We start from the raw sequence: 26,219 nt of genomic DNA, 5'->3' as shown, positions 1-26,219 counted from the left end.
GTCAGCGCCCGTCCCGCAACTGCTGTAACTGGGATTGCCACCAGGGAGCGAACAGACGCGCACCCTGTTTATTCAGATGGCTGGCGTCGCAATAAAGGTCTTGCTGAGTGAATGCAGGCGAGGAAATATAGATGATGTTGTGGCTTGCAGGCAGTAATGCGTGCAAGTGCCGCTGCCAGTCTGTCTTTTGTTGCGCTGTCTGTTGCTCAATCAGCAATGATCGCCTTACATCGAGCAGGACTACCCGCACGCCCCGCTGCGCCAATGTAGCAATGTTGTTGATCAGTGCAGCATCGAAGGTGCCCTGCCGATACAGATTTTGTAATTCGGTAGCATGCTGTCGAATTTGTGACGCACTTAATTTCCTCTGCTCCGGATTGCAGGTAAATGCAAGCTCTTGATCATTGTGCTCCCAGTATGGCGGTGGCGAGGCAAGTTTACCGGCGCTGAGAAATGAAACAGCTTGTTTGGCCCAATGCCAGACATCTTCGCGTAGTTGATCCATTATGGCGTTGTTATTATCTGGCAAGAACAGGTTCTGTTCAAGGACCAGCATCTCCGGTGGGCGGCTGCCGAGGGTGGCGAGGCTCGGTTGCAAATAGCCGATACCTCCGCCGCCCTTCGTCATGCGCATCCAGGCGATGTCTGGCAGGTCGGCCCGCTGCACGCTGGCCGTTTGCGGGGTGGCGGCCCGCAGCAGGGAAGAACCCAGCGCTAGCACGCGCCATTGTCCCTCTGGCCTGGGCGCGTCGAGAAACGTTTTCGTCTGGCCTGCAATCGTGTTGTCGTAGCGGGGGCCGGGCACATGGCGTAGCAGCATGCATAGCCCGACCATACCAACTGCCAGCGCCGCGCTGTACAGCCAGATGCGTAGAGGAGGTGCGCTTGCCATCTCAGCGCGTCAGCCGTTTGATCAGTTGCACGGTGGCGTCCATCGTTTCCATGTGCACCACATCCGATGGACTCAGGCGGACCTTGAACAGGGTTTCCAGGCCGATCACGAAGTTGATATGTGCCAGCGAATCCCAGCCTGGCGTATTCGCGGGACCTGAGTCCCCCGTCAGGACGCCTGCCGGGAGATTGAAGAGTTCCGTTGCCAGCGCGAAGATGTCTTCCTGCTGATTGCCGTGTGCGCTGGCCTCCACCGGACTTTGCGAGAGCGCGTGCTGCAACTGCGCCGTGATGACCTTGCCGGACGGCGTGCGCGGCAACTGGCCCGTGAAACTGATGCGTTTAGGCAATTCATGAGTTCCCAGGTGCTGGGCGCAATGCTGGAGCAGTTGTTGCTGATCCGCCTCCATGCCGGGGCGTAATACGACGCAGGCGACGGGGATGTCGCCCCAGGTCGGGTCGGGCAAGGCGACGGTGGCCGCTTCCAGCACGGCCGGATGCTGCATCAGCACGCCATTGATGGCTACCGGCGACAGATTGTAGCCGCCGCAAATGATCACCTCCTTGAGGCGCCCCGTGATCCAGTACACGCCATCGCTGTCGCGCCGCGCCAGGTCGCCCGTATGCAGCCAGCCGTCGCGCAGCACGGCGGCGGTGGCTTGCGGATTGTCAAGGTAGCCATGCATCAGGTTGGCGCCTTGCAGGCACAGTTCTCCTGCTTCATCGCAGCCGGCCGCGCTGCCATCGTCGCGCACGATTTTGGCCAGCATGTCGCGCGGCACCCCCACGCTGCCGATCTTGTGGCTGGCCGCATCCGGTCCCGCATACAGGCCGCAAGCCCCCGTTTCGCTCAAGCCATAGGTATTGATGAGTTTTACATTGAAACACTGGCTGAAGCTGGTCCAGGTGGCTGTGCTCAGGGGCGCGCTGCAGGAAATGGCAAAACGGAAATGACCATTGTCGAAATTTTCCGCCAGGGGGGCGCCATATTGCTGGAGCAGGGCCAGCGCCGTCGGCGCGGCGATCAAATGGCTCACCTGTTCGCGGTAGACGGCAATCAGGATGGCTTCGATGGCCACGATGCTGAATGGGGCAGGACGCACCAGGGTACAGCCCCGTTGGTAAGCCAATAGCACGCCTTGCACCAGGCCATCGGCGTGCGACAGCGGCATCAGGTTCAGCAGGCGCGAAGCGGGCGTCAGTGCGTAGTGTTCGCCAATGGTATGCAGGTGGGCGAGCAGCGCGGGCCAGTGCATTTCCACGCCTTTTGGCCGGGCCGTGCTGCCGGAGGTGAACACGACATAGGCGGGACCCTCCTGCCGCGCGGGCGGCAAGAGGGCCGGTGCCGGCGCTGCCAGCAGGCCGGGCCAGTTGTCCAGGTCGGCGGGCGCGCGCCTTCCCAGCAATTTGCTCAGCAGCGCTCCCTTGGCCTGGACGGTGCCGACGCGGATCTGCTGCGCCGGCAACGGTACATGCTCGGTGCGCCACAGGTCGATGATGTCCGCATCGGCAATGACGCCATCGATACGGGTATGTTGCAACAGATCCTTGACTTGCCGCACGGCGGTGCCTGGATCGAGCAGCAGGGGGATCGCGCCGGCGCGCATGCAGCCGAGCAGCATCGGGGCAAATGCCAGATCGTCGCGCACCATCAGCAGCACGCGCTTGTTTTGCAGGTCGTTTGCGATCAGTTTGGCCGCCACTTGCAGCAGTTGTGCTTCCAGGTCGACATGCGACAAAGATTTGGGGCCGATCAGGAAGGGCGTATTCGCAGGCGTGGGGCGAGTCTGAAACATGGTATGCGGGTCGGTTATGGTGTGATTGAATGAGCCAGCGCGCGGCGGTCGAGTTTTCCTGCTGCCGTGTAAGGCAAGGCTGTCTGCAGGCGCAATTCGCGGGGAAAGGCTTCGATGTGCGCGTGTTGGCGGCAAAAGGCGACAAAAGCGGGCAAGTCGAAGCCATCGTCGACCACCAGCAGGCCGATCAAGCCCTGCGGCCCGGCGGTGACGGCCGCGTGCCGTACCCGCGGATAGCTGCACATGGCGTGTTCGAGCGGGGCAGGATGGACGATGTCGCCATATTCGTTCTTGAGCTGATCGTCGTGCCGGCCCAGCAGGGTGATGTTGCCAAGGCCATCGTGGCTGGCGATATCGCCCGTGTAGATCCAGCCGTCACGGGCGATGGCTGCCGTTTGCGACGGATCTCCCCAGTAGGCGCTCATCAGCTGGTTGCTGTGCACGCGCAGTTCCCCTGCCTGCCCCGGCCCCAGCGGCTGGCCATTGCCATCGCAAATTTGCACCACGGCGCCTGCGGGGCGGCCGCAAGCCTGCGCGGCGCCAGGAGCATGCTGGAACAGCATGCACAGGCCGCCCGTTTCCGTCAGTCCGTAATAATCGATGATGGCGAGCCCCATGCGCTCGCACAAGGCCGTGTGCAGCGCCGATGGCAGGGGCGCGCCCGTGGAGATGATTTGCCGCAAACCGGCCGGGTGCAGGGTCAGGTGCTCCGGCAGCCGCTGCAGCATGGCCAGCCAGGCGGGGCCTGTCGCCAGCACGCTCACGCCATGGCGCTGGACCGCCTGCAAGGTCTTGCCGACGTTGCCTCGTTCGCTTTCGTCGGCCAGGTACACGCTGGCGCCGGCAAACAGGGCGGCGACCATGGGATTGCGCAAGCCGCTCATGGTGTGGCAGTCGCCCAGCGACAGCAGGACGTCGCCGTCATGCCAGCCAAATTCCGTGGCCGCCAGCTGGCCGCTTTGCAGCAGCGAACGCTGGCTGTGCACGACGCCCTTGGGCGTGCCGGTGCTGCCTGAGGTAAACAGAATCACGGCAGGATCGTCGGGATGGACGGCATGTCCGGATAGGGCTGGCGTCGATGGCAGGTCCATCCAGTCTTCCAGCAAGGTTGACAGTTCGGGCAGCGCACAGTCGGGCGGCAAGAATGCTGGCGTTTCCTGGCCGATAGCGTCGAGCAGCAGTGCCGGGCATGTTGCCAGGGCGGCGGCGCCGTGACGGGGATGATCCAGCACCAGCAAGGCGGGTTCAATGCGTTCAAGCAAAGGCTGCAGCAAGGTGGGCGTGTCCGCGAGTTCCTTGCGCAGGGGAACCACGACAGCGCCGATGCGCCAGCTGGCCCAGCTGAGGAGCATGGCTTCAGGATGTTGCGCGCACAGCATGACGATGCGGTCGCCTGCCCGGATACCCATTGCCAGCAGACCCTGTTGCAAGGCCGGCACGAGCAACTCGACTTCCGCCCAGCCAAACGCGCTGTCGTCCATGCCACACAGCAATAGCGGGCGCTGCTGGTACAGGGTCGGTAGCAATTGCCACAGATATTCGAAGGTTTCTTCCTGGGGCAGCGGACGCACGATCTGGCTGGCGTAGTAGGACTGCAAACGGGCCATGGCGCCGCTGATGGGGGCCATCTGCAGCAGTTCCGTATCGACCAGATTCCTGGCCTGCTGGCAAACGTATTCCACTGGCAGCTGCAGACGCTGCGCCACTTGCTCCAGGGTACGCAGCTGGCCCAGCTGGAACAGGATCTGCAACTGCTCGGCGCTCAGCTTTTGCGGGCCCAGGCGTGCCAGGCGTTCCGCATAGCATGGGTGGCGCAGCAGCAAGTCGTCCATCAAGCCGCCCAGTGCGTTCGCGTCGGGGATGGCGCAGCCATTCAGGCCGTCGAAGCGCAGCAGGGCATTGACGACGGCGCGCGATGCGGGCAAGGCGAGGTCGAGATCGGCCGGGCGCAGCGGCGCCCCTTCCCATGCGGGCGGCACCAGCGCCACCAGGCCGTTGTAGTGTGCCGTGTCCGGTTCGCCATGCAGCGGTCCGCTGGCGTCGAACAGGGTCGCTTCCGACATCACCAGCGTCTTGCGGTCACCGCGTGCTTGCGCTGCATCAAAACGCTGCTGATAGCGTCGGCCATGAACGATGTTGCCGCCGCGCTCGAAGTACGGTACGGGCTGGCTATTGGCCATGTGTACGTGCGGGAAGATGAGCGGTGCATTGCTGCGGGCGATGCGCAGCATCTCGCCGGCAAAGGTCAGCGGCGCATAGCGATGCAGCGAATCGAGACCGTGAATCAGCGCGAAGGTGCCGTCGAGAAAAGGCATGGGACTGCCAGGTGGCAAGAAAATGATGTCATGGTTGGGCGCGCGTTGTCCCGTGGGCAGCCAGTGCGCGTACCCCATGTAACCGAGCACATCGAAATTGCCTTCCCATACAGAAATAACATGCTGCTGGGGAAATGCCGCTGCCAGCATTTCGCCACTCCAGCCCGTGCGGCCCCAGGTGTCGAGGATGAGGTCGCCAGCTTGCAGTTGCTCTCTGGCCAGGTCCAGCAAGGGATAAAAGGCGCGCGTGGATTCATTGAAGGGCTGAAAGGCGGCGTAGCGGTCGGGAATGCGGCGCACATGGCGGCGATGCATGAAGGACAGATAGTCGGCGCTGGGCGTCAACTGGGCACGCAGCGCCGACAGCATCTGCTGATCGCAGCCTTGCCGCGCTTCCGTAAACAGCGCAAAGCCTAGCACAACGGGAATCTCGATCGCGCACGCAGGACAGCTTAATATTGCTTCCAGTACATGTGCCGACGTCCCGGCTGGCGTGTTGCCGTGCAGGGGCTGTCGGCAGGCGGGGCAACTCAGGATGTCTAGCGTCGTTTGCAACATGGTGTCATCGTTCGTGAAAGTGGGTTGTCAGACAACGGCCGGCATGGGCGACTTGTCCTTGTAGTCGCACAGGTCGGCGATCATGCAGTTCCAGCATTGCGGCTTGCGGGCCGTGCAGGTGTAGCGGCCGTGCAAAATGAGCCAGTGGTGGGCGTCGTGCAGGAATTCCTTGGGCACGAATTTGAGCAGTTTTTGTTCGACGATATCGACATTTTTTCCCGGCGCGAGGCCGGTGCGGTTCGACACGCGGAAGATATGCGTGTCGACGGCCATGGTGGGTTCGCCAAACGCCGTGTTCATGACCACGTTGGCCGTCTTGCGGCCCACGCCGGGCAAGGCTTCCAGCGAGGCACGGTCGCGCGGCACTTCGCCGCCGTGGTGATCGAGCAGGATCTGGCAGGTGGCGATGACATTCTTCGCCTTGGTGCGGAACAGGCCGATGGTGCGGATGTAGCTGGCCAGTTCGTCGACGCCCAGCGCCAGCATCTGGGCCGGCGTATTGGCGACCGGATACAGCAAGCGGGTGGCCTTGTTGACGGACACGTCCGTCGCCTGCGCCGACAGCAGCACGGCGATCAGCAGCTCGAACGGCGTTGTGTATTCGAGCTCGGTTTTTGGCGAAGGATTGGCGGCGCGGAAGCGCTTAAAGATTTCCAGGCGTTTGGCGGCGTTCATGCGTTTTTTTTCGGGGCGTTGGGAGAAGGTGGTTCGGCTTTGGCGTCGGCGCTGGCGGCCGCCTTGGCGCGTGCGCGCTCCATGGCGGCGGCGATGATGGCGCGCTTGCGTTCCTTTTCCGCCAGTTCGTCGGGCGTGGCGGGCACTTCCTGCGTCACTTCCTGCATCTTGGCGACGGCCTTGGCGGCCAGGCGCGCTTCGTTTTCCTCTGTTTCGCGGCGCAGGCGCTGCGTGCGGAAATCGTGGCGCGCGCGCGCGTCGTCCGCTTCCGCCTGGCTCCAGGCATCCCAGCCCGTGGCGTCGCCGCTGACGGGATACATGACGATGCAGTCGACGGGGCAGGGCGCCACGCACAGGTCGCAGCCCGTGCACAGCCCGGTCACCACCGTATGCATCTGCTTGGCGGCGCCGACGATGGCGTCCACGGGACAGGCCTGGATGCACAGGGTACAGCCGATACACAGCGATTCGTCGATGTAGGCGACCGATCGCGGACGTTCAAGGCCGTTGACGGGATTGAGCGGAATGACTTTCTTGCCCAGTAAATTGGCCAGGCGCACGATGCCCTGCGCGCCGCCGGGCGGGCACTGGTTGATGTCGGCGCTGCCGGCGGCGATCGCTTCCGCATACGGGCGGCAGCCGTTGTAGCCGCATTTGGTGCACTGCGTTTGCGGCAGCACGTCTTCGATCTGGTCGGCAAGTGAGGGAGGGACGGGAAGCGGCACGGTCATCTTCAATACGGTAAAACGTCATTATCGGCCATCTGGCGCACGCACAAGTAAAAACCTGCCAGGCGCAAGGGAATTGCCCAGCCATCGGGCCTGGCACGAGGGCGCAGGCACTGTCTATTTTATTTCCATGAAGAATTTCAAAGTGCAAATAAACAACTTTGAAAATTCTTTTTTTTGTGGGAGCATGATTTTAATCAAGAACAATTTTAGTAAGCCGACCGCCAGTCCTGTCGCCGCGCCCGCATGAAGGCGCGCCAGGCCAAAGGAGCAAAGCATGCGTTTCCTCCGGACAGTTGGTTTGCCCCTCTGTTTGTTGCTCTCTTCCACGCCAGCCCTTGCGCACGGCCAGGCGGATGCCGTCACGTCGGCACCGGCCTCCTCACGCATCGTGCGCCTGGCGGCCGAGGATTGGCCACCATTCATTTCCCGCAGCTTGCCTGCCGACGGCTTGTCTGGCGCCATGGTCAGCTCCATCTTCGCGCGCCTGGGCTATGTGGCCCAATATGACTATTTTCCCTGGAAGCGGGCCATGCAGTTCGGCTTGACCAGTCCTCGCTACGCCGGCTTCCTGGCCGTATGGCGCACGCCGGAACGCGAAAAACTCTGCCATTTCTCTGTTCCCGTTGGCAATACTCAAAGTGTGCTGGCCTACCTGAAGGAGGATGGCCCGCCTGGCGCCAGCCTGGGCGAGATGCGCGGGCTGCGCATTGGCACCGTGGCCGGCTACGCCAACGGCGAGCAGTTCGATGCCATGGCGGCACGCGGCGAGCTGAAGACGGAAGAGGGGTTGAACGATGCCACCAACCTGAAGAAATTGCTGATCAAGCGCTACCGGGTCATCGTCATCGAGCGCCATGTCGCGCAGCACTTGCTGATGAGCCGGGACTTCAGCAAGGCGGACCGCGAGCGCATCGGCCTCATCGATACCGTGTTCAAGGAGCGTCCCGTGCATGTCTGCTTCCAGCGCACTGCGGAAGGGGCGGCGCAGCAAAAACGCTTCAACGAGGCCGCGCGCGACGTCGATACGGCCAGGCTGGAGCGTGATTACTGGAAGCGGCTCGACCAGAGCCTGGCAAGCGCCCCCGCGATTCCCTGAAGCACGGCCACCTGTTGTTCGTTGCCAAAACGAAATATCCAAATACGAAACCATTCGTTCTTGTTTGTTTGTCCATCCTTTAGTCTGCAGCCACTGTGGTGACGACTTTTGAAAGGATGTTTTCGTATGTTGCAACTGATTCACAAGCCAGGTCCTGCTCCGCGCTTGCAGCGCCTGTCGCAAGCCGTCTCCTTGGCCGTGCTCGTGCTGGCGGCGCCCGGGGCGGCCCATGCACAGGCGGTGCCGGGGGGCGACGGCGTGCCGGGCGCCAGCCCGCTGGACACCATCATCGTCACGGGCGCGCGCGGCGCGGGCCGCACGGTGGCCAACAGCGCCGCGCCAATCGACGTGCTTAGCGCCCAGCAGCTGCTGGCGACGGGGAAACTGAACTTGCTCGACGCGCTCGATACGGCCTTGCCGTCGTTTAACCTGCCTGCACGCGTGCAGCCCGACCTGGGCAGCATCGTGCGCGCCGGCCAGCTGCGCAACCTCGATCCCTCGCATACCCTGGTGCTGGTCAATGGCAAGCGCCGCCATACGACGGCCATCGTCAACGAGGACGGCTTTCCCGGCTCCGTCGCCACCGACCTGGCCCTGATCCCCACGGGCGCCATTGCCCGCGTGGAAATCCTGCGCGACGGCGCCTCCGCCATTTATGGTTCCGACGCCATCGCCGGCGTCATCAACATCATCCTGAAGGCCGATGACAAGGGCAGCTTCAGCACGCAGCTCGGTTCCACTTACGATGGCGACGGCAGCAACGGTTCCGCGCGCATCGACGGTGGCACGCGCCTGGGCGAACACGGCTTTGCCCATTTCGGCGCCGAAGTCCAGCGCCAGGGCATCGCCGTGCGCAACTTCGGCTTGAACCCCGCCTACCTGTCGTATCCGGCCGTGCGCAACAGCGACGGCCAGCTGGTGAAATTGGGACCGAATAACAGCCTGCCGGCCGGCGCTTCGCCGAACCCGGCCGAGGCGACGCGCAACGGCAATCCGTGGCGCAATACGGGCGTGCCGCAAAGCACGACGACGTCGCTCAGCGCCAACCTTGGCTATGACTTGTCGTCCGACGTGCAACTGTACGGTTTCGGCACCTACGCCCACCGCGACGCCCGCTCGGCACAGAATTTCCGCCTGCCCAACACCATCTTCAATAACAACCGCGGCTTGCTGGCCGTGTATCCCGACGGCTTCACGCCATATGAAACGACGAGCGAAAACGATTTTTCGCTGACGGGTGGCGTCAAGGGCGAAGCGGCGGGCTGGAGCTGGGATATCAGCAGCACCTATGGCCGCGACGACATCGATGTGGGTGTGGAGAACTCGGCCAATTACTCGCTCACTTATCCTGGCGGCAAGACGGATTTTTATATCGGCAATCAGCGCTACAGCCGCTCGACCACCAATGCCGATGCGCGCCGTCCCGTGCCGCTGGGCCTGGGCGAGCCGGCCGACCTGAGCATCGGCCTCGAGTACTCGCATGAAACGCAGCGGCGCAGCCCGGGCGAGCCCGCCTCCTGGCAGGGCAGCGGCTCGTCCGCGCTGGCCGGCTACCTGCCTGTCGATGCGTCCGACACGGCGCGCCACAGCTATGCCGCGTACATCGGCCTGGGCGTGAAACTGGCGCCGCAATGGCTGCTCGACACGGCCCTGCGCGCCGAAAAGTATTCGGATTTCGGCAGCAAGACGACGGGCCGCTTGTCCGCCCGCCATGACCTTACGTCCGCCGTGGCCGTGCGCGGCACCATCAGCAACGGTTTCCATGCGCCGAGCCTGGTGACGCAATCATATTCGAACACCTCCGACCATGCGGGCGTGCCCTACACCCTGGCGCAGCCGAACTCCGCCGCCGCGCGGGCCCTGGGGGCGCAAGCGTTAAAACCGGAAAAATCGACGAACCTGTCGGCCGGCCTGACGTTCAATCCCACGGCCACCCTGCGCCTGGCCGTCGATGCATACCAGATCAAGGTCAGCGACCGGCTGGGCGTGTCGTCGAATATCGGCATCGACCGCAGCTCGGGCGTGGCGCTCGACGGCAGCGGCCGGCCCCTGACGGCGGCGCAAGCCAAGGTGATCGAGAACCTGCTGCGTTCGGCGGGGCTGACGGTGGGCAATGGCCTGGTGGCGCATTACTTTGCCAACGTAGGCGACACGCGCACACGCGGCATCGATTTCACGGCCGAGGATGTCCTGCGCGTGGCCGAGGGCAAGCTGCGCTGGACGGCGGCGGCGAATTTCAACCATACGAGCCTGGTGGGCAAGGCAGCGCTGCCGGCCGTACTGCAAGGCTTGCCGAACATCGGCACCCTGAGCAAAGCGGCCGAATACGACTTGCTGTACCGCGCGCCGCGCGACAAGGAAATTGTCACCGTGGCGTATGAAAAAGGGGGCTGGACGTTCAACTTGCGCGAGACGCGCTACGGCAAGCTCAAGCGCCTGAACGCCATCACGGGCGGCGATTACCAGTTGAAGGCGGCCTTCGTGACGGACCTCAGCGTCGGCTATGCCATCAGCCAGCGCATCAACGTGACGGTGGGCGCCAATAACGTTTTCGACCAGAAGCCCAGCCAGGTGCCGCGCGAGGCGCGCAGTGCCGCGAATCTGGCGCAGTACACGGGGGCTTACGACAACTCTGGCCCGCTGGGCGTGCTCGGCGGCTATTACTACGCCCGCGCCACCGTTTCGTTCTGATTTTCCCCATCCCTCTACCGATCATCAAGAACAGGAAATCCTATGTCTGAACACAATCAACACGCCGCCATCGATCTGGAATGGGCCAATCTCCTTTCGCCGCAGCGCCGCACGGTCTTGCGCGGCGGCGGCCTGGTGGCGGCGCTGGCCGCCTCGGGGCTGGCGGGCACGGCGCTGGCGCAGGACGGCGGCGTCAAGCGCGCGAAACCGGCGCCCGGGAAAAGCCCGTGGGGCGAGCATACGGACACGGCGCCCACGCCGCGCCCCGTCAGCGTGCGGCCCGGCGAGGAAACCTTGCCGTCGGCGCCGCGCGCCTACACGGATATCGAGAGCTATCACGCGCATATCTATTTTGACGAAGACAGCTACCAGAAGGCGGCGCTGATACGCAAGTGGGCGGCCGAGCGCTTCCGGATCGAGCTGGGCGACTGGAACCTGGAGCCGCGCGGCCCGCACGTGACGCCGTCGTTTTATTTCGGCTTTACCAATGAGCTGTTACCGGTGATCGTGCCATGGCTGCAGCTCAACAGCCTGGGCCTGACCATCTTGATCCACCCGAACACGGAAGATCCGCGTGCCGACCACCTGTATTACGCGCTGTGGGTGAACCGTTCGCAGCCCGTGAATGGCTATGCGATGAAGAAGCCGGGGCCGGGCGAGCCGAGAGTGGAGCAGATCTTCGTCAATACACGGCCCACGGTGAAGATCGAGCGCGCATGATCCGGGCATGAAAAAACGCCACGCCAGTGTCAACTGGCGTGGCGTCTTGGGGGGGGGCAATCCGGATCAGGAATGCTTCTGGATGAATTCACCGATTTTCGGGCAAATGATCTCGCGCCAGCGGCGGCCCGAGAAAATGCCGTAGTGGCCGCATTTCGGCGCCACGAAGTCTTGCTGCATCTCGGCGGGAATGCCGGAGCACAGGTCGTGTGCCGCCTGCGTCTGGCCGGCGCCGGAAATGTCGTCCAGCTCGCCTTCGACCGTGAACAGCGCCACGTTGGTGATGTCTTGCGGACGCACCAGCTGGCCGCCCACTTTCCAAGTGCCCATCGGCAGGCTGAATTCCTGGAAAACCGTTTTAATGGTTTCCAGGTAGTACTCGGCCGGCATGTCCAGCACGGCGTTGTACTCGTTGTAGAACTGGCGATGGCCTTCCGCCGGCTCGTCGTCGCCCGTCACCAGGTGCATGTAGAACTCGCGGTGGCTTTGCGCGTGGCGGCCCGGGTTCATGGCGATGAAGCCCGCGTGCTGCAGGAAGCCCGGATACACCTTGCGGCCAAAGCCCGGGTAGTTCGGCGGCACCGCGTAGATCACGGTGTTTTCAAACCACGAGAATTTCTTTTCCGTCGCCAGGTTGTTCACTTGCGTGGGCGAGCGGCGCGGGTCGATCGGGCCGCCCATCATGGTCATGGTTTTCGGCATGTGCGGATCTTTGGCCGTCGCCATCAGCGAGATGGCGGCCAGCACGGGCACGGTCGGTTGACAGACGGAAATGACGTGCAGGTCCGGTGCCAGCAGGCGGATGAATTCCTGTACATAATAAATGTAGTCGTCCAGGTGGAACGGGCCTTCCGTCAGCGGTACCATGCGCGCGTCCGTCCAGTCGGTGATGTAGACATCGTGCTCGGCCAGCAAGCCGCGCACGGTATCGCGCAGCAGGGTCGAGTGGTGACCGGACAGGGGGGCAACCAGCAAAACTTTGGGCTGTTGCAAGCCAGTGGCTTCTTTTTTGAAGTGGATCAGGCGGCAGAACGGTTTTGTCACGACAACGTGTTCAAGGATGTCGACGCTCTCGCCTTGGACGAGAACGGATTTGATGTCGAATTGTGGTTTTTCGTAGTCTTTGCCAAGGCGGTACATCAACTCGTAGCCGGCTGCGATGCGTTGCGAAAACGGGGTGTGGGCCAGTGGAGAAACCGGGTTGGTAAATAACTTGGAGGACATGTCTGCCCATTGCATCACCGGAGTGAGGAAAGAGCGTTGCAGTTCGTGCAGTTGGTAAAGCATATAGAGTCCTTGTTTGATTCCAAGCGCCAATATCGGCTCAAATATCATAATCCAATTTTACGATGTTTGTTGAGGACAAAATGTGCTTTACCGCGCATAGATCCACAGTTTGCGCAACTGTGCACATTCGCGCCACAGTTGCGTAGACAGACCTGCAAACATGCTTTAAAAGTAAAAAAGCAGCGTTTCCGCTGCTTTTTATTGCTGGCTTGCCGGGGATCGCGTCTTAGCGCACCAGCATGTCCAGCTTGTCCTTGACGTCCTTGTATTGCTCGGCTTCCGGCAAGGCAGCCTTCGTCTTGGTGATCGACGGCCAGTTACGCGCCAGGTCAACGTTGATCTTGATGAAGGCTTGCTGGTCGCCCGGCACGTCTTCTTCCGCGAAAATCGCGTTCACCGGGCACTCTGCCACGCAGACTGCGCAGTCAATACATTCGTCCGGGTCGATTGCCAGGAAGTTTGGGCCTTCCCGGAAACAATCTACCGGGCAGACATCGACGCAGTCGGTATAGCGACAGGCGATGCAGGATTCGGTGACAACGTGGGTCATAACAGTCCTATCAATTTGGGGGAGGTGCTGTAGCGCCTGCAGGAACCTCGGCGGCGCATACTAAAGCAAAGCATTGTATTTTAAGGCAATTCGCTATTTCTCACAAATCCCGCTTATATACAATACATATAAGCAAATTCATTTTTTGCCACCTGCGTTGCGGCGCAGAGCGTGCAATTCAGCGACTTTCCGGGACGTTGCCAGGAAGAACGCGACAAGAAAGCGACAGTCCCCCGATGTCGCCTGTCGCGATGCCGGCACCACAGTGGGCTGGGCTGTGGTGCTTTTGTTTTGCGCAAATCAATCCATGGCTGAAAAATCAGGCACTGGCGCGGATTTTTGCCACCAGCTGTTGCCAACGCGCATTTTCAGCGCTGCCATCCTCGGCAAACGTCAGCGTGCGGCGGGCGGCGGGGGCATCGACCGTGATTTGCCAATGCGGTATGTCGGCACCCGCGTGTTCGTTCGTGGCCTGGTCGTGTGTGAAAAAGCCGCTGCTGGCCAGGGCCGCCTCCAGGCTGGGTCCGGCCGGATGGGCTTGCGTATCGATGTCATACTGTTCGCTCAGGCCGGCAAAGCCGCCGCTGCTGCGGGCTGAAATTTTCATGGTGCTCCCTGCTGTGGGTGGTGGTGGTGGTGGTGGTGGTGGTGGTGGGCGTCATGCAGCCTGCCGCGGGTGGCGGCTGCAGTCGCGTGGGCGCGCTGGCGCCTAGCGGGCGCCGTAACTGCGGCACCAGGCCGCCAGCGCTTCGCGCTCCGCTTCGAGCAATTGATCCGATTCGCTGTATTCCGCATGATTCATGGTACCGCAGCAGGCGCGCCGGTCTTGCACGGCGCCTTCTTCGTCGACGACATCGGCGGCAAACGTCTGCTGCCCATCTTCCGTCATGGCATTGGCCTTGAACACCTCGCGTACGGTAAAACTGTTGCGGATGAAATCCAGGTAGGCGCTGTTGCCGTCGGCCTCGGCGATGCTCAGCATGTGGCTGGCCACGTCCGCATATGTGGCGGCCTGGTCGGGCGATGCCACCAGCGCGCGCAGGACCAGGCTGCGCAGGTAGTCGCCGCAGCGGTGCAGCACGGCCGCGTCGTCTTCCAGCTGGGGCTGGCGTTCGTGGGCGAAGATGTCGGCCAGGATATCGTAGATGGCGCCCGTAAATACCTGCGAGATGGCATGCACTTCCGTGCCCGCTTCGGACAATTTGATGTCGTTGTCGGCATTGCGCAAGCCGTTGGGGCGGCCCAGGGCCAGGCCGAACTGCTCCGCCAGGTCGGCCAGGAAGGTTTTGTCGTGCAGGTCGGACTTGGTCTGGGCGATCACGGCTTCCACCTGGTCCAGTTGCGACAGGGCGAGAAAAATGGCGGTCAGGTCGCCGAACGACTCGTGCAGGCCGCCCGTCTGCGGTGGGTTGTTGCTGAGCAGCCAATTCGGCTTCAAGCCATCGAGCACGGCATGGCCCGTTTCATGCGAGACGATGTCGAGCGAGCGGCAGGTATAGACGCGCTCGGTGGCGCCGCTGGGAATGAAGTCGCCGAACTTGAGGGCCTTGTCGCTGCGGCTGTAATAGGCATTCATGACATTCGGCAAACCGTGCGGAAACACGCGCAAGGGCGCCGTGTTGCTGGCACTGTTCCATTGCCAGGGCAGCGGTGGCGCCGTGTCGTTGCTGGCCAGGGCGCGCTGGTACATGGTGAGCGTCATGCGCACGATGGCGAAGGTGTGGACGGCATCGAACTGGTCGGTGTTGGGCGAGACGATGAAGTCGCCGAAGGCGTTCGGGCTGACCTGGGCGATGCCCGGCTCGCCAAAGGTGATGCGCGCGTCGCGCGGGCCTTGCAGGATCAGGCCCGGCAAAAAAGCTTTGCGGGTGCCCAGGTCGCTGACGGACGGATCTTGCTTCCAGATCAGCACGCGCGAGCCGACAGGCACGGCGGCTACGCCGCGGGCCGTCGCTTCCGTGAGGCGGGGCGGACCCGGTTGCAAGGTCAGCTGGGCATTCTTGCGGTGCTCGCGGTAAGGCGCCGAGGGGGTGGGGACATAGCCGACGGGCAGGGACACGCATTTGGTCAGCACGGCTTCGACCGGCACGATGACTTTCTGGTCCATGGTGGTTCTCCCAAACATGCTGCGACTGGAACTGAAATAGTCGGCCTGCTTGGGCGGATCAGGTTTGATGCGGCGCAAATGAGCGACTGGAAAATGCGTTTTTATGCCTTGCATCGGCACCCGCCATGGTCGTGCCTGCCGTAGCGTGGCTGGTATGATGCTGGCCGTAAGGTTCGTTTTTAATAAAAGGAAAGCTTGATGGCGGATATAAATATAGTTCAGCAACATAAGCTGACAGCGGTAAAGGCCCGTGAAGCGGCGCAGCAAGTGGCCGACAAGCTGGCCCGGGAATATGACCTGGCGTGCGCCTGGGATGGCGACGTGCTGCGTTTCGAGCGCAGCGGCGTCGACGGCTCGCTGACCCTTGAAAAAGAGCAGGCGCAGCTGCATATCAAACTGGGATTCATGCTCAGCGCCTTCGCTTCCACGATTGAAGGCAAGATCGCGGAAAAGATGCGCAAGGTATTTACCGAGCAGGTTTGACGGCGCGCGGCCAGCTTGTCTGGCGCCCCGTTTGGTGGTAAGGATGGCGCCGCGGCGCCAGGCGGAAAGAGGCTTCTTTTCGCCCCATTTCCCCCTTGTTTTGCGTCTGACTGTGCGCCAACACACATTGCTATCACATTTCTATTTGGAAAGCTATTGGACTTTTGTGTCTTTTTGCGTTATACTTGAGTCATATTTACAACAGCTACACCGCGTTTCACCTTCTGCTTCGCAGTACTCCCCACTCGCTGAGTGGTGAATAATTCATTGGGTTTCACACCCGCATCCGGTTAAAAAAGTAAGTTGATCGTTTTTTCGGTCAAATACATTTGGTGCCATGTATTTGCATGGCGCTAGCGTTGTTAAAAGTCCTGAACCACAGCCTCTTTTAGCACGCACACGGCACCCCGGCATCGGCTTTGGCCATCCGCTGGTCACACGCGTGTCACCCCCTGTTTCCTGTCGCTCCCGTGCGCTTTGTGCGCCGTGGCGTAGCCGACGCAACAGGGTTTGCTGATTCCCGCCGCAAGCTAGCAGCTTGCAGGGTTTCATTCCATTCGTCCAATCGAGGGAGAACCACATCGTGGCAAAACAAATTATTATCGACCATGTGTTCAAAGTGTTCGGCGACAAGCCAGAAGAAGCACTTGAACTCGTCCGTCAGGGCGCCAGCAAGCAAGATATCCTGGCCCAGACCGACTGCACCATCGGCGTCTTCGACGCCACCTTTACCATTGAAGCGGGCGAGATCTTCGTCATCATGGGCCTGTCCGGTTCGGGCAAGTCGACCCTGGTGCGCATGCTGAACCGCCTGATCGAGCCGACCGCCGGGCGCATCCTGATCGACGGCAACGACATCAATACCCTGCCGGATGCCCAGTTGCGTGCCCTGCGCCGCAAGGACATCAGCATGGTGTTCCAGTCGTTCGCGCTGCTGCCGCAAATTACCGTGCTCGACAACACTGCCTTCGGCATGGAGCTGGCCGGCATGCCAAAATCCGAGCGCCATGCGCTGGCCCAGCAAGCGCTGGAGCAGGTGGGCCTGGACGGTTATGGCGCCAGCTATCCCGACGAATTGTCGGGCGGCATGCAGCAGCGCGTGGGCCTGGCCCGTGCGCTGGCCTGCGATCCATCGATCCTGCTGATGGATGAGGCGTTTTCCGCGCTCGACCCGATTATTCGTACGGAAATGCAATCGGAACTGCTGCGCTTGCAGCAGATCAAGCGCCGCACCATCGTCTTCATTTCGCATGACCTCGACGAAGCCATGCGCATCGGCGATCGCGTTGCCATCATGAAAGACGGCCACGTGGTGCAAGTGGGCACGCCGGAAGAAATCCTGCGCAAGCCGGCCAACGACTATGTGCGCAACTTCGTGCGCGGCGTCGATGCGGCGGCCGTGTTCAAGGCCAGCGATATCGCCCGCAAGAGCCAGATCGTCGTCTCCGAGTCGCCGAGCCGCGGTTCGCGCGCCGCGCTGTCGATGCTGGAAGAGCAGGATCGCGCCTATGCCTACGTCGTCAATCCGCAGCGCAAGTTCCTTGGCGTCGTCTCGGCCGATTCGCTGCGCAATGCGCTCGACGGCCATGTCGGACCGCTGGGCCTGGCGCATGCCTATCTGCCCGACGTGCAGACCATTAACGCAGATGAGCCCGTCGCCGGCCTGTTCGGCCAGGTAGCGCAACTGCCTTACGCCGTCCCTGTGGTGGCCAATGATGGCAGCTTCCGCGGCGCCATCAGCAAGACGACCTTGCTGAAGTTCCTCGACCGCGATACGCCAGCCATTGCTGAACAACAACAGAAAGGACAAGCATGAACCCAAGCACCGTTTCCACAGTAGAACCTGTTGTTGAACAGGCCGCCCAAATCAACCCCTGGGCGCTGACGCCGCCGGGCGACACGTCCTGGCTGGACGCGGCCGGACCGGCCGTGCAGCCGGAACACGCGGCCTCGGGCTTTCACCTGACGCAAATTTTTGACGGCTCGCTGCCGCTGGAAAGCTGGATCAACCAGGGCCTGGGCTGGGTCGTGGCGCATTTCCGCCCCTTCTTCCAGGCCGTGCGCGCGCCGATCGACAGCGTGCTGTCGGGCGTGGAAGGCGTGCTGCTGGCGGCCCCGTCGCTGACGGTGATCGCCATCATCGGCTTGCTGGCATGGCAATTTACCAGCCGCACCCTGGCCATCGGCACCGTGCTGGCGCTGCTGCTCGTGTCGATGCTGGGCATCTGGCCGGAAGCTATGACCACCTTGTCGCTGGTATTGACGTCGCTGGCCTTCTGCCTGGCCATCGGTTTGCCGCTGGGTATTTTCCTTGCCAGCAGCGATCGCGCACAGAACATCCTGCGCCCCTTGCTGGACGCCATGCAGACGACGCCCGCCTTCGTCTATCTGGTGCCGGTGGTGATGCTGTTTGGTATCGGTAATGCGCCAGGCGTGATCGTGACGATCATCTTTGCCCTGCCGCCGCTGGTGCGCCTGACCAACCTGGGCATTCGCCAGGTGCGTCCTGACCTGATCGAAGCGGCCCGCGCGTATGGCGCCTCGCCGTGGCAGCTGCTGACCCGCGTGCAATTCCCGCTGGCCATGCCGTCCATCATGGCCGGTATCAACCAGTCGCTGATGCTGTCGCTGTCGATGGTGGTGATCGCCTCGATGATCGCCGTCGGCGGCCTGGGCCAGATGGTATTGCGCGGCATTGGCCGCCTGGACATGGGCCTGGCAACGGTCGGCGGCCTGGGTATCGTGCTGCTGGCCATCACGCTGGACCGCCTGACGCAAGCCATGGGCCAGCCGCGCCGTGGCGTGCGCCACTGGTACCAGACGGGTCCTGCCGGTTTCGTGATGCGCCTGGTACGCGGCAATAAAAATACGGTGGAACAGCAAGCTACGCTGGCCACGGCACAATAAGAAAGGATTTACATGCATCAAATCGAACATTTTAAAGTGACGCAAAAATCGCAACGCAAGTTCCAGCTGTTTTCCGCCCTGGCGCTCGCCGCCCTGGCCCTGACCACCAGCCTGGCCATGGCGCAGACGCCGGCCGGCGATACCTTGCCCGGCAAGGGCATCAAGGTGCAGGCGCTGCAAAGCTCGATCGCGGAAGAAACCTTCCAGACCATGCTGGTCGACAAGGCCCTGGAAAAGCTGGGCTATGAAGTGCAGCCGATCAAGGAAGTGGAGTATCCGACGGCGCATATCGCCATCGCCAACGGCGACGCCACTTTCATGGCCGTGCACTGGGACCCCATGCACAAGGATTTCTATAACAATGCGGGTGGCGACGCCAAGCTGCTGCGCACGGGCCAGTACGCTGGTCCCGCCGCGCAGGGGTATCTGATCGACAAGGCGACGGCGGAAAAGTACAACATCACGAATATCGACCAGTTGCGCGATCCCACCCTGGCCAAGCTGTTCGACCACGACGGCGATGGCAAGGCCGACCTGACGGGATGTAACCCGGGCTGGGGCTGCGAAGCGCTCATCGAAAACCACATGGATGCCTATAAACTGCGCGAAACGGTGACGCACGTGCAGGGCAGCTACGCGGCCCTGATCGCCGATACCCTGGGCCGCTACAAGCGTGGCGAACCCATCCTGTATTTCACGTGGACGCCGTACTGGGTCAGTGGCGTGCTGGTGCCGGGCAAGGATGTGATCTGGCTCAAAGTGCCGTTCTCGGCCAATCCGGACAAGGTGAACACGCGCCTCGACAATGGCAGCGATTACGGTTTTGCCGTCAACACGGCGCGCATCGTGACCAACAGGGCCTGGGCGGAGAAAAATCCGGCCGCGGCCAAGCTGTTCGAGGTGATGCAATTGCCGGTGGCCGACATCAACGCGCAGAACGAGCGCATGCGCCGCGGTGAAAACACGCAGGCGGACATTGCCCGCCATACGGCCGGCTGGATCAAGTTCCACCAGCAGACCTTCGATGGCTGGATCGCGCAAGCGCTGGCGGCGGCGAAGCCGTAAACTGAAGGTTGTTTCAGCATCAGGAAGGTGGCTACCGATTCGGTAGCCACTTTTGCGTTAACGGCCTGTTTTGGTGGGTTTTGGTGAGTTTTCAGGCGTTTTCGGCCAGTTTCAGGTGCAAAATGGGGAAAGGCTTGCCGAACGGGTCGCATCCCGAGCGGCTCTCCACGATAAAGCCCAGGTGCTGGTAAAAGCCGTGTGCCTGCGTGTTGTGCTCGTTGACGTCGACGGTCGTGGCGCCCAGCGTCACGATGGCGTGTCGGACCAGGCTGCGGCCGGCGCCGCTGCCGCGCCGGTCAGGGTGCACGAACAGCATCTCGATCTTGGCGTGCTCGACGCACACGAAAGCGTAGGGAACATCGTCGGCATCGCGCAGCACACGCAGCAGCTGGTTCGCCGTCACCCTGGCCAGTTCGTCGCGCACGAAGGGGCAGAGGAAAACGATGTCGCCGTCGGCAAGGAAATCGTGGGTGGCGCGCACGGACAGGTGCCAGACGTCGAACAGGCGGGGCAGGTCGGCGGCGCGCGCCAGGGAAATTGGTGAAGCTGTCATACGGGAATGGGAAAATGCCCCGGCAGGCGCCGGGGCAGGGGAGGGTTAGTCCTTCAAGTCTTCGATCAGGTCGATGTATTGCTGCTGCGCCTCTTCCTTCGAGGTGCCGGCCAGGGCCGCCCAGGCGTCGAATTTGGCGCGGTTGACGAAGTCGGTCATGCCAGGGCGCTCGCCCGTGGCGTCGCCGCTCGAGGCTTGCTTGAACAAGGCGTAGATTTTCAACAAGGTCATATTGTCCGGACGCTCGGACAGGGTCTTGGAATCGAGCTGCGCTTGTTCGAATTGCTCTTGTAAACTCATGATGGCTCCTGTGTGCTGATGGAATCGCTGGAAAAGTGCGGCCGGCCCGGCGGAGTGGCCACCGTGCGTGCTGCAGTGCCTGACATCATAGTGAAAAAAGGGCGCGCTGCATTAGAGGGGATACTCAAAACAAAAACGCCGCCGCTGAGTGAACAGGGGCGGCGCCTGGCGCGCTCTTGCGACCGCAGCCTGGTCTGTTCTTATACGCCCAGCAGTTCGACGTCGAAAATCAGGATGGCGTTCGGTGGAATCACGCCGCCGGCGCCGCGCGTGCCATAGCCCAGCGCTGCCGGAATGATCAGCTGGCGCTTGCCGCCCACTTTCATGCCTTGCACGCCTTCATCCCAGCCTTGAATGACGCGGCCAGCGCCCAGCGGGAATTCGAACGGGTCGTTGCGGTCCTTGCTCGAATCAAATTTCGAACCGGCGCTGCCGTCGTCGTTTTGCAGCCAGCCCGTGTAATGCACGACAACATTGTTGCCAGCTTGCGCTTCAGCGCCTTCGCCGACAACGGTGTCGATGTATTGCAGGCCGGAAGCGGTGGTAGTGGTGGTCATGATAATCCTTGTGTAGGCGATGAAAGCTTCAGATTGTAGAGCAATGGCTTGCAAAGCGCCATTGCGCGCCGCGCCCGCCCCAAAAACCGGAAATTACCGCCGTTTGTGGCTGGCGGTATCATTCACGGGGGAATTAATTCAAAAAATACAGTGTTTCCACGTAAAATACATGTTTTGTATTTAACAGTGATTTCCTCCATGTTCCGCAGTCTACGCCGCCTTGTTTTTTCCTCGCTGTGCCTGGTTTCCGCAATATCGACGGCGCAAGCCGAAGTGGTGGTGGTGCTCAATTCCCGTGACGCTACGGTGCAACTGCTGGACCAGAAAACCTATGCCCCCCTGTCCACCTTTGCCGTCGGCAAGGAACCGCACCACCTGATGGAAACGCCGGACGGCAAGTCGCTGATCGTCGCCAGTTCCGTCGGCAATGAGCTGATCTTCCTCGACCCCGTGTCGGGCCAGATCCAGCGCCGCATCAGCAATATCCTCGACCCGTATCAAATTGGCTTTTCGCCGGACCAGAAATGGTTCATCTCGAACTCGCTGCGCCTGGACCGCATCGACCTGTACCGCTACGACGGCAAGAACCTGACCCTGGCCAAGCGCATCGCGCTGCCGAAGCTGCCCAGCCACATGGCGTTCACGGCCGACAGCAGCATGGCCTTCATTACCCAGCAGGGCAGCAACCAGGTCAGCGCCATCGACCTGGCCACGCAGACGGTGAAATGGACCATGCCCGTCGGCCCGGCGCCGGCCGGCATCACCATGACGCCCGATGGCAAGCATTTGTTGGTCGGCATCATGGGCAGCGACTACGTGGAAGTGATCGACTGGCGCACGCAAAAGACCGTCAAGCGCATCAAGGCGGGCGCCGGCACGCATAATTTCCGCGCGCTCGGTGACAAGCGCATGACCTTCGTCTCGAACCGCGTCTCGAACACCATCAACATCATCGACCAGCAAACCCTGGAAAACGTGGGCACCATCCATGTGCCCGGTGGCCCGGACTGCATGGAAATCACGCCGGACGGCAAGACCATGTGGGTGACCCTGCGCTGGATCAAGAAAGTGGCCGTGATCGATTTGACGACGCGCAAGGTGATCAAGCTGATTCCCGTGGGCCGCTCGCCCCATGGCGTGTATTTCGCCAGCCACTCGCCGCGCATGTGATGGTGCGTGTGATGATGATGCGTTTGATTCCCGCAGTCCACGTGCGCGCCATGCTGCTGTGCGCCAGCGCCATGCTGTCGTCCGCGCATGCCGCCGTGCCGGCGCCAGCAACGCCGGCTCCTGCCCCACCTTCAGCCCCACCTTCTGCCCCACCTTCCGCCCCTGCGGCCCCCGCCGCCTGCAAGGGCACGATCTACATGACGTTCGACACGGGCAGCCAGTCGCAGGCGGAACTGATCGCCGATGTGCTCAATAAACGCCACGTAAAGGCGACGTTTTTCCTGGCCAATGAAAAGACGACGCGCGGCGACTATTCGCTCGATCCGTCGTGGGCGCCGTACTGGAAAGCCCGGGTCGCCGAAGGTCATGCGTTTGGCACGCATACGTTTGACCATGTGTACTGGAAGAAGGATCTGGCCAACGGCTTGATGCAGGTCAAGCCCCAGTTCGGCAAGGAGGGCGGCAAGCTGGCGTCGTTCTCGGATAAGCAGTTCTGCGAGGAACTGCGCCGCGTCGACACGCGCTTCCAGACCCTGACCGGGCACCAGCTCGACCCGTTCTGGCGCGCGCCGGGCGGCTATACGTCGCCGCGCACCCTGGCCGCCGGCAGCGCCTGCGGCTACCGGCATGCGGGCTGGGCGCCGGCAGGGTATTCCGGGGACGAACTGCCCAGCGACAAGTATCCGAATGCCATGCTGCTCAAGAAAGCCCTGGAGAACCTGCGCAGCGGCGACATCTTCATTGCGCACATGGGCATCTGGTCGCGCAAGGATCCGTGGGCGCCCGCCAACCTCGACGCCCTGATTGTCGGCTTGCAAGACAAGGGCTTCTGCTTTGCCACCCTGCGCGAGCATCCTGATTACGCGACAAAGAAGGGCCAGCCATGATGGAAGTGCTCACTCCCGTCGTCGACACCATCCTCGAGACCTTTGGCGAAGCGCAAGGCTGGCTGTTCCAGACGGTGGTGAATCCCCTCGTGTATCACCTGGGCTTTGGCGAATTCACGGAAGAAGCGTTCGAGGGCACGGAATGGCTCTTGATCGGCCTGTGCGAGCTGGTGCTGCTGTTTCTCGTGCTGCGTCCGCTCGAAGCCTGGATACCCGCGCAAAAGATCACCGACCCGCGCGCCCGCTGGAACGATTTCATCTACACGGTGCTGCACCGCATCGGCCTGTTTTCCGTGCTGGTCTTCTTCACGCTCGATCCCTTGATGGATGGTCTGGCCGGCGCCTTGCGTTTCGACAATATCCATCCCCTGAACCTGGAGTCGCTGTTGCCCGGCATCAGTCCCTTGGTCAGTTTTATCATTTATTTTGTGATATTGGACTTCGTCGACTATGGCTACCACCGTGCTTCGCATCACTTTGGCTGGTGGTGGGGCTTGCACAGCCTGCACCACAGCCAGCAAAACATGAACTTGTGGAGCGATAACCGCAACCACCTGCTGGACGACTTGTTGCGCGACGTGGTCATGGCCCTGGTGGCGCTGGGCATTGGCGTGCCACCGGGACAATATGTGCTGCTGGTGTCGATTTCACGCATTTTGCAAAGCTTGCAGCATGCAAATGTGAGGATACACTTCGGCCGCATCGGCGAGCGGCTGCTGATTTCGCCGCGTTTCCACCGCACGCACCATGCCATTGGCGTGGGGCATGAGTCGAAGGGCAAGGGCAGCCTGGGTGGCTGTAACTTCGGCGTGGTGCTGCCAATTTGGGATATGCTGCTGGGCACCGCGAATTTTTCCGCGGGCTATGCGCGCACGGGCGTGCGCGACCAGCTGGCCCGCATCGATAGCGCAGGCGTCGGCCGGCCGGGACGCAACTATGGACGCGGCTTCTGGCAGCAGCAATGGCTGGGCCTGCGCCGCATGGTGGAATTTGCAAGATTGAAACGAAAAGGACGCCGTTGATGCGTAATGTGTTGAATTCGTATGGCCGTGCCTTCCTGTCGCAACTGCACGGCAGGATATTGCTGTTGAGCGCCGTGCCGTTTGTGCTGTCGCTGGTGCTGTGGGGCGTGCTGCTGTATGTGGGCTTGCAGCCGTTGATCGACAGCCTGCATGCGCTGTTTACGCAGTATGACTTTTTCCGCACCAGCGGGCAGGTGCTGGCGACGTTCGGCCTGGGCGTGCTGAAAGCCGTCATCGTGCCGCTGATCGCCATGTTCATGCTGCTGCCGCTGATGATCCTCACGGCGCTGATCTTCATGGGCCTGTTCGCCATGCCGGCCATCGGCCGCCACATCGGCGGGCGGCACTTTCCGCAACTGGAAAAGAAATATGGCGGCAGTCTGCTGGGCAGCGTGGGTACGTCGCTGGCCACGTTTTTGCTGTTTATCGTCATCTGGGTGCTCATGCTGCCCCTGTACGCGTTTCCGCCGGCCGCGCTGGCGGGCCAGGCCGTGCTGTGGGGCTGGCTGACCTACCGCGTCATGGCCTATGATGCCATGGCCGACTACGCCAGCAAGGAGGAGCGCCTGGCCATCATGCGCGAGCAGCGCTGGCCCCTGCTGGCCATCGGCATGGTCTCCGGCGCGGCCGGTGCCGTGCCGGGCTTGCTGTGGATGGGCGGCGTGATGTCGGTGGTGTTCTTCCCCTTCCTGGCCGCGTTCGCCATCTGGCTGTATGTGCTGATCTTTATCTTTACGGGCCTGTGGTTCCAGTATTACTGCCTGGAAGCGCTGGCGCGCCTGCGGGGCGTGCGCGGCATGACCGACGTGGCGCCGGCAGACGCTTGAGATTAACGCTTGAGATTAACTTAACTACCGAACTTAACTATCGAATCGAACGAGGAAGTTTCATGGCTATCGGATTGATCATCATCGGCGACGAAATCCTGTCGGGCAAGCGCACCGACCAGCATTTTCCGAAAGTGGTGCAGATGCTCAAGCAGCGCGGTTTGCAGCTGAGCTGGGCGGAATACGTGGGCGACGAACCGGCACGCCTGGTGGCCTTGCTCAAGCGCAGCTTTGCCAGCGGCGACATCGTCTTCAGTTTTGGCGGCATCGGCGCCACGCCGGACGACCATACGCGCCAGGCCGCCGCCGATGCGCTGGGCCTGCCGCTGGTGCTGCATCCGCAGGGCAAGCGCAATATCGAGCAGCGCATCACGGAAATGGGCGAGGAGGCGGGCGTGCCGGCCGACTTGGGTTCGCCGGAAAACCTGCACCGCCTGAAAATGGCGGAATTCGTGCAGGGTGCCGAGCTGATTCCGAATCCGTACAACAAGATTGCCGGCTTTGCCGTGCGCGAGCATTACTTTGTACCGGGTTTCCCCGTCATGTCGTGGCCCATGATCGAATGGGTGCTCGACACGCATTACCGCCATTTGTTCAACCAGGTGCCCCACGCGGAACATGCCTTGCTCGTGTACGAAACGGCCGAGTCCCTGCTGACGCCGCTGATGGTGCGCCTGGAAGCGGAGTTTCCCCTGATCAAGGTGTTCAGCCTGCCCAGCGTGGGCGATGCGCAGACGCGGCGCCATATCGAACTGGGGGTCAAGGGCGAACCGGCTCAGGCGGCCGCCGCGTTTGCCGAGATGCGCGCCGAACTCGACGCCATGCGCGCGGAATACACCCCGCTCTGACAGTCGCCAGCCCGGCGCCGGCGGCATTTTCGCTGGCGCCCAGCCCGCCTTACGCTTATGTTCGCAAGCGTACAGTCCAAGTCGTTGTTTTTTTGCGAAAATCTTCAATGAAGCAAGATTTTTGTACGCGCTCGTCAGTCGTTTTCATGCCGATGTGGTGGAATGGTGAACAGGGGCTTTGCG

The 26,219-nt window shown here is 61.9% G+C and carries 25 protein-coding genes and 1 pseudogene; 12 read left to right on the top strand and 14 right to left on the bottom strand.

Annotated elements, in window-relative coordinates:
- Position 1 precedes the first annotated feature (1 nt).
- The 7 genes and pseudogenes from BM193_RS09205 to BM193_RS29060 all read right to left on the bottom strand — a co-directional run bounded on the left by BM193_RS09205 (position 2) and on the right by BM193_RS29060 (position 7,428).
- Positions 2 to 892, bottom strand: coding sequence for a hypothetical protein (locus tag BM193_RS09205; protein WP_092832285.1), 891 nt, complete (start codon positions 890 to 892; stop codon positions 2 to 4).
- A gap of 1 nt (position 893) precedes the next feature.
- Positions 894 to 2,687 (bottom strand): AMP-binding protein, encoded by a 1,794-nt coding sequence (locus tag BM193_RS09200; protein WP_092798156.1) that lies wholly within the window; start codon positions 2,685 to 2,687, stop codon positions 894 to 896.
- A gap of 14 nt (positions 2,688 to 2,701) precedes the next feature.
- Positions 2,702 to 5,422, bottom strand: a complete 2,721-nt coding sequence (locus tag BM193_RS09195; RefSeq protein ID WP_139176135.1) for a class I adenylate-forming enzyme family protein — start codon at positions 5,420 to 5,422, stop codon at positions 2,702 to 2,704.
- A 27-nt stretch (positions 5,423 to 5,449) separates the two neighbouring features.
- A pseudogene (locus BM193_RS29345) lies at positions 5,450 to 5,560 on the bottom strand (Trm112 family protein); the annotation flags it as partial.
- Positions 5,561 to 5,587: 27 nt separating this feature from the next.
- Positions 5,588 to 6,235: an endonuclease III gene (nth, locus tag BM193_RS09190; RefSeq protein WP_092798158.1), complete on the bottom strand. Its 648-nt coding sequence runs from the start codon at positions 6,233 to 6,235 to the stop codon at positions 5,588 to 5,590.
- Positions 6,232 to 6,966, bottom strand: a complete 735-nt coding sequence (rsxB, locus tag BM193_RS09185) for an electron transport complex subunit RsxB (RefSeq protein WP_092798159.1) — start codon at positions 6,964 to 6,966, stop codon at positions 6,232 to 6,234. The genes nth and rsxB overlap by 4 nt, the downstream gene beginning before the upstream one ends.
- Before the next feature lie 114 nt (positions 6,967 to 7,080).
- Entirely contained in the window at positions 7,081 to 7,428 is a 348-nt protein-coding gene (locus BM193_RS29060) for a hypothetical protein (RefSeq protein ID WP_254785973.1), read from the bottom strand.
- Between BM193_RS29060 and BM193_RS09180 the strand changes: the two genes are divergently transcribed.
- The 3 genes from BM193_RS09180 to BM193_RS09170 all read left to right on the top strand — a co-directional run bounded on the left by BM193_RS09180 (position 7,427) and on the right by BM193_RS09170 (position 11,473).
- Positions 7,427 to 8,062: a substrate-binding periplasmic protein gene (locus BM193_RS09180; RefSeq protein ID WP_254785972.1), complete on the top strand. Its 636-nt coding sequence runs from the start codon at positions 7,427 to 7,429 to the stop codon at positions 8,060 to 8,062. The two genes, BM193_RS29060 and BM193_RS09180, sit on opposite strands and share 2 nt — an antisense overlap.
- Positions 8,063 to 8,188: 126 nt before the next feature.
- Complete coding sequence (locus BM193_RS09175) at positions 8,189 to 10,753, top strand: TonB-dependent receptor plug domain-containing protein (protein ID WP_092798161.1); 2,565 nt, start codon at positions 8,189 to 8,191, stop codon at positions 10,751 to 10,753.
- Positions 10,754 to 10,795: 42 nt separating this feature from the next.
- The gene (locus BM193_RS09170) at positions 10,796 to 11,473 is read left to right on the top strand and encodes a DOPA 4,5-dioxygenase family protein (protein ID WP_092798162.1); all 678 of its coding nucleotides are present in this window, start codon (positions 10,796 to 10,798) and stop codon (positions 11,471 to 11,473) included.
- A 66-nt stretch (positions 11,474 to 11,539) separates the two neighbouring features.
- Here BM193_RS09170 and BM193_RS09165 read toward each other — a convergent pair whose 3' ends face one another.
- The 4 genes from BM193_RS09165 to BM193_RS09150 all read right to left on the bottom strand — a co-directional run bounded on the left by BM193_RS09165 (position 11,540) and on the right by BM193_RS09150 (position 15,417).
- Positions 11,540 to 12,760: a polyhydroxyalkanoate depolymerase gene (locus tag BM193_RS09165; protein WP_092798163.1), complete on the bottom strand. Its 1,221-nt coding sequence runs from the start codon at positions 12,758 to 12,760 to the stop codon at positions 11,540 to 11,542.
- Between the two features lie 226 nt (positions 12,761 to 12,986).
- Positions 12,987 to 13,310: a ferredoxin FdxA gene (gene fdxA, locus BM193_RS09160; protein ID WP_010395176.1), complete on the bottom strand. Its 324-nt coding sequence runs from the start codon at positions 13,308 to 13,310 to the stop codon at positions 12,987 to 12,989.
- Between the two features lie 319 nt (positions 13,311 to 13,629).
- Entirely contained in the window at positions 13,630 to 13,917 is a 288-nt protein-coding gene (locus BM193_RS09155) for a protealysin inhibitor emfourin (RefSeq protein ID WP_092798164.1), read from the bottom strand.
- A 102-nt stretch (positions 13,918 to 14,019) separates the two neighbouring features.
- Positions 14,020 to 15,417, bottom strand: a complete 1,398-nt coding sequence (locus tag BM193_RS09150) for a gluzincin family metallopeptidase (protein WP_092798540.1) — start codon at positions 15,415 to 15,417, stop codon at positions 14,020 to 14,022.
- Between the two features lie 198 nt (positions 15,418 to 15,615).
- On the opposite strand from BM193_RS09150, the gene BM193_RS09145 reads away from it, so the two are divergent.
- The 4 genes from BM193_RS09145 to proX all read left to right on the top strand — a co-directional run bounded on the left by BM193_RS09145 (position 15,616) and on the right by proX (position 19,872).
- Positions 15,616 to 15,900 (top strand): polyhydroxyalkanoic acid system family protein, encoded by a 285-nt coding sequence (locus BM193_RS09145; RefSeq protein ID WP_092798165.1) that lies wholly within the window; start codon positions 15,616 to 15,618, stop codon positions 15,898 to 15,900.
- A 583-nt stretch (positions 15,901 to 16,483) separates the two neighbouring features.
- Positions 16,484 to 17,716, top strand: coding sequence for a glycine betaine/L-proline ABC transporter ATP-binding protein ProV (gene proV, locus BM193_RS09140; RefSeq protein ID WP_092798541.1), 1,233 nt, complete (start codon positions 16,484 to 16,486; stop codon positions 17,714 to 17,716).
- Positions 17,713 to 18,807: a glycine betaine/L-proline ABC transporter permease ProW gene (gene proW, locus BM193_RS09135; protein WP_092798166.1), complete on the top strand. Its 1,095-nt coding sequence runs from the start codon at positions 17,713 to 17,715 to the stop codon at positions 18,805 to 18,807. The genes proV and proW overlap by 4 nt, the downstream gene beginning before the upstream one ends.
- 12 nt (positions 18,808 to 18,819) lie before the next feature.
- Positions 18,820 to 19,872, top strand: a complete 1,053-nt coding sequence (gene proX / locus BM193_RS09130) for a glycine betaine/L-proline ABC transporter substrate-binding protein ProX (protein ID WP_092798167.1) — start codon at positions 18,820 to 18,822, stop codon at positions 19,870 to 19,872.
- Positions 19,873 to 19,963: 91 nt separating this feature from the next.
- On the opposite strand, the gene BM193_RS09125 is transcribed toward proX, so the two are convergent.
- From BM193_RS09125 to BM193_RS09115, 3 genes are all read right to left on the bottom strand, one after another.
- Positions 19,964 to 20,425, bottom strand: coding sequence for a GNAT family N-acetyltransferase (locus BM193_RS09125; RefSeq protein WP_092798168.1), 462 nt, complete (start codon positions 20,423 to 20,425; stop codon positions 19,964 to 19,966).
- Between the two features lie 45 nt (positions 20,426 to 20,470).
- Positions 20,471 to 20,725: an acyl-CoA-binding protein gene (locus tag BM193_RS09120; protein ID WP_034782468.1), complete on the bottom strand. Its 255-nt coding sequence runs from the start codon at positions 20,723 to 20,725 to the stop codon at positions 20,471 to 20,473.
- Positions 20,726 to 20,925: 200 nt separating this feature from the next.
- Positions 20,926 to 21,282 (bottom strand): FKBP-type peptidyl-prolyl cis-trans isomerase, encoded by a 357-nt coding sequence (locus BM193_RS09115; RefSeq protein ID WP_092798169.1) that lies wholly within the window; start codon positions 21,280 to 21,282, stop codon positions 20,926 to 20,928.
- A 198-nt stretch (positions 21,283 to 21,480) separates the two neighbouring features.
- Here BM193_RS09115 and BM193_RS09110 point away from each other — a divergent pair, with 198 nt between their 5' ends.
- From BM193_RS09110 to BM193_RS09090, 5 genes are all read left to right on the top strand, one after another.
- Positions 21,481 to 22,452: a YVTN family beta-propeller repeat protein gene (locus BM193_RS09110; protein WP_092798170.1), complete on the top strand. Its 972-nt coding sequence runs from the start codon at positions 21,481 to 21,483 to the stop codon at positions 22,450 to 22,452.
- A 197-nt stretch (positions 22,453 to 22,649) separates the two neighbouring features.
- Complete coding sequence (locus BM193_RS09105; protein WP_254786003.1) at positions 22,650 to 23,339, top strand: polysaccharide deacetylase family protein; 690 nt, start codon at positions 22,650 to 22,652, stop codon at positions 23,337 to 23,339.
- The gene (locus tag BM193_RS09100; protein WP_254785970.1) at positions 23,336 to 24,361 is read left to right on the top strand and encodes a sterol desaturase family protein; all 1,026 of its coding nucleotides are present in this window, start codon (positions 23,336 to 23,338) and stop codon (positions 24,359 to 24,361) included. Before BM193_RS09105 ends, BM193_RS09100 begins: the two co-directional genes overlap by 4 nt.
- Complete coding sequence (locus BM193_RS09095) at positions 24,361 to 25,188, top strand: EI24 domain-containing protein (protein ID WP_092798171.1); 828 nt, start codon at positions 24,361 to 24,363, stop codon at positions 25,186 to 25,188. The genes BM193_RS09100 and BM193_RS09095 overlap by 1 nt, the downstream gene beginning before the upstream one ends.
- Positions 25,189 to 25,250: 62 nt before the next feature.
- Positions 25,251 to 26,036, top strand: coding sequence for a competence/damage-inducible protein A (locus tag BM193_RS09090; protein ID WP_092798172.1), 786 nt, complete (start codon positions 25,251 to 25,253; stop codon positions 26,034 to 26,036).
- Positions 26,037 to 26,219: the final 183 nt, after the last annotated feature.

The sequence above is a fragment of the Janthinobacterium sp. 344 genome (assembly GCF_900112025.1).
GTDB lineage: Bacteria > Pseudomonadota > Gammaproteobacteria > Burkholderiales > Burkholderiaceae_D > Janthinobacterium.
The sequence above is the reverse complement of the archived record's forward strand: the minus strand, read 5'-3'. Positions and strand labels throughout refer to the sequence as shown.